3 protein-coding genes are annotated in these 3,436 nt (G+C 35.8%); all 3 read left to right on the top strand.

From position 1 onward, the window contains the following. Positions 1-413, top strand: a 413-nt coding sequence (locus ACHFIY_RS19160; protein ID WP_410847740.1) for a hypothetical protein, incomplete at its 5' end; no start/stop codon positions are given. Positions 414-675: 262 nt separating this feature from the next. After that, complete coding sequence (locus tag ACHFIY_RS19155) at positions 676-1,665, top strand: DUF6263 family protein (protein ID WP_410847739.1); 990 nt, start codon at positions 676-678, stop codon at positions 1,663-1,665. A gap of 1,350 nt (positions 1,666-3,015) precedes the next feature. Then, positions 3,016-3,435 (top strand): hypothetical protein, encoded by a 420-nt coding sequence (locus ACHFIY_RS19150; protein ID WP_410847738.1) that lies wholly within the window; start codon positions 3,016-3,018, stop codon positions 3,433-3,435. Position 3,436 lies beyond the last annotated feature (1 nt).

The raw sequence follows: 3,436 nt of genomic DNA, 5'->3' as shown, positions 1-3,436 counted from the left end.
CTTTTAATTATGGCGCCAATTATATAACAGCAAAAAGTGGAAATTCATGCGATGCTGATTCTTTTATTTTTGTTAATTCAACTTACGACAGAATTATACAAGTGTCTGGATGCTCAAATCTACAACATACCAGCACAGCTTTAGATAATAGTCATATTTTTAGCAATCTCACTTTAAGTTATCAAGGTAATCCTGCTTATAACCCAATAATAGGAAATAGCTATGGGATTATTTTTAACTGTGGAGGAGATTTGAAACTTGGAGTAGATTTAATATATACAAACTTTGTAGAAAAGTATAGCGCAGAGATTCAATATGCTTTTTATAATAATAACGTGATTCGCGACAACTTGAATAGGCCTATTAAAATATTATCCAATTCCGCTGCTTATGAAGCTTATTCTTATTATTAGTTATCGCTCTGCGTAGAGTTCCAAAATAAAAAATAATGCTCAAGTATTCTCTCCGCTAGCTCCCCGCTCTGCGAGGCTTGTAGCCTCGTAGGCCTATTCTGTTGCTTATAGCAACGAAAGCGACCAAGTTGTATAGTTTGATATCTTGCAGATGAGCCACACCGGTGATATTACTGAAGCAATAATGCTGATATGATATGAAAAATAGTAAACCTGAAAGCTTTACGTTTGTATATTGCCATGCTTTTAAAAAGAGTAGAAAATGGAATTAAAATGTCACTTTGTTAGTATTGTATTGATATTGGGTTTATGTGGGTGCAATAATAAAAAACATAAAATACTATATGTAGAACAAATAAATAACGCTGGCACGGATAGTATAAAAGGCAATCCAAAGGCATGTGTAAATCCACATTCTCGTTTAGGCGATAAAATGTATTATTCAATAAGTTCTGAAAATGAAACCGAGCTGGACGTTAAGGGAAAAACAGAAGAAGTAAAGAATAAAACGGATATTTCGTGGGTATATCAAGTAATTAAAGACACTGCCAATGAGTATGTTTTAAAAATTAAATTTGATAAGATACATATTTATACCAAAAAAAGGGATGAGGAGCTTGATATAGATGCTAGCAATAGTGAAAATAGCATTAACCCTACAGAAAGGATTTTGGGCATATTCAAAGCAGTGCCCCTGTACGCCACTATCAATGCTAAAGGAAAAATTATTAAGCTGGAAGGGTACAATTCTATTTACGATTCTATACTTGTTGTTTTAGGCGGGGGAGTAAAAAGCGCAGAGAAAGAAGCGGTAGCTTTAAAAGAAAAGCTTTCAAAGCTGCTGGGCGAGGATTTTATTAAAAACAGCATGGAACAAGGCAAAAGCATTTTACCAGCTAAAAATGTAGAAGTTGGGGACAACTGGGAAGTGAACGAGAACCAATCCATTACAGGTTTGCCAATGGGTTTAAAAACAATTTATACCCTTGAATCCTTGGAAGATGGACAAGCTGTGATAACATCAAAAACCGAAATCCAAAACGATAGCATTAATTTAAAATCAATGGTCGGCTTTCAGGTAAACGCATCCTTGAAGGGTGATGAAACTGGAAAATATACAATACAGCCAAGCACTGGCATTGTGATTAATGCGGAGGGAAGCGCATCATTAAAAGGGTCAATTCAAACAATTGGGCAAGAAATCCCTATTAAAATAAAATTTAAAAAGACAATGCTTTCAAAGAAGATATAAGCACAATGCCTAGATCTATAATAGGATGATAAATGTGGTGTTTTAGTCTATTTGTTAACCAAGAACCTTTTTCTCAAGCCTTTTTCAAACATCTTAATACAGGAGAGGTGACTCTAAATCAGGGTAGCCTCTTTTCATTTCAGGATACCTTGCAACCTGCTTGAACCTTAGCTTTCGAGCCTTGGCGGTAGCAGGATTTTTACAAGTAACGTGCCAATAATATGCCTAAGATTTTTCTTCAAATAATGGCTTGGTTTTGCTTGCTTTTGCAGTCCAAATTAATTTTCGAGGCCTTTGTACAACATAACTCATTGAAATACAGTGTTTTGTGCTTTTTAAGAGTGAGTGTTTTGTGCGTGATTCGCGAGTGATTTTTGAGTGATTCGTGAGTGATTTTCGAGGAAAAGTGAGTGTTTTGTGAGTGTTTTTGAGTAAGGATGCAAACTGTCATAACGTTTTTTTTGTATATTAAAAATAAACCCAACTTGGCATCAAGCCAATGCGAGGCTAACCACAAAAAACCTCCGAGGTAGGCTGTTCAGAATAGGCTTTAAAGACTTCGTACAGTTTTAAGCGAAGGTTTAACCACAAAGAACACAAAGTTTTTCCCAAAGAAGCACAAAGAAAGCTCCTTTTTAGGTAAACCGTTTCACTTAAAGAACACAAAGAACGGTGCGGCTAGACTACTAAACAGTAAATGTACTTGCGCGTAAGTAGCTGAATACTGTACGAAGAAGAACCGCTGATTCTGAACAGCCTACCTCGGTGGTTTTGAATACACAAAGCCTGTAATAACGAAAACAAGGGGCCATTTGCTACAAAGTTCGGGTTGCTTCTGAATCCATACAAAAGGACAATCCTATATGGGGGAAATATGCCCCCATGAGCAGCCAAAAATGCCCCCATGGTGGGGGAATTTTGAATTATGAGTTATGGAACCAGAGGCAGAACTTAGCGAAAGGTACGCGCCATAGGAAGCGCACCAGCAACACTATTTTTGGCGTGAACTAGCGGGGAGACCTTGCAATAATAATTTGCAAACCCACACCGCAAAAAGCCTCGGTTACGACAAAACCGCTGGGTTTATCTTCTTCTGCATCCACAACCCGAGTGTGGATGAGGAAGGGAGTTATAGTTTGAGGGTGGAGGCGTAGGATTTGAAAGACTAGGCGCAAAGGTTTTAGTCTGCGCCTAGCTTTTCCTTATTTTATAACATCGACACGAATGCATGAAATATTTGGAGCAAAAAATTAATACGGTGCAAGCATAGGTGAGAAAGAGTGTGCCAAGAAATATTGATTAATATAATAGATTTTAATCACTATTTTTATTTTTTATTAAAAACCCTAAATGACAATCTTAATCCTTAGTATTTCAATAGCTATTGTAACTTGTTATACAGGCTTTGTTTCCATTCAAAAAGATTCGCAGAATAAAAAATTACAAACAATCTGTACGTCCATAATAACATTAGCACTAACCAGCAGTATTACTATTTACTCATGGAATAAGGATAAAAAAAATGAAACTGAAAATGCATCCCTTAATGCTAGCGTTTCAAGGACTGAAAAAACTGCACATGATATAAGATATAACGATAGTCTTCGTTTTAATAAAATAGATAGCTTGTTGAAATACAAAAATCTAAAATTACAAGGGGATAGTATTTTATTAACAACCAATAATGTCATTTATAAAAACTCTTTTCATGTTGAATCCAAAAACCAAAGTGGTGGTCAAACTGCTTTTGAAATCTCTAATAATAAGTAAT

This window comes from Parasediminibacterium schistidii (assembly GCF_046546515.1).
Taxonomy (GTDB): Bacteria; Bacteroidota; Bacteroidia; order Chitinophagales; family Chitinophagaceae; genus Parasediminibacterium.
The sequence above is the reverse complement of the archived record's forward strand: the minus strand, read 5'-3'. Positions and strand labels throughout refer to the sequence as shown.

Bases quoted from the DNA above. Each gene is read 5' to 3' on its own strand.
- ACHFIY_RS19155 (WP_410847739.1), top strand. From the start codon at position 676: ATGGAATTAAAATGTCACTTTGTTAGTATTGTATTGATATTGGGTTTA.
- ACHFIY_RS19150 (WP_410847738.1), top strand. From the start codon at position 3,016: ATGACAATCTTAATCCTTAGTATTTCAATAGCTATTGTAACTTGTTAT.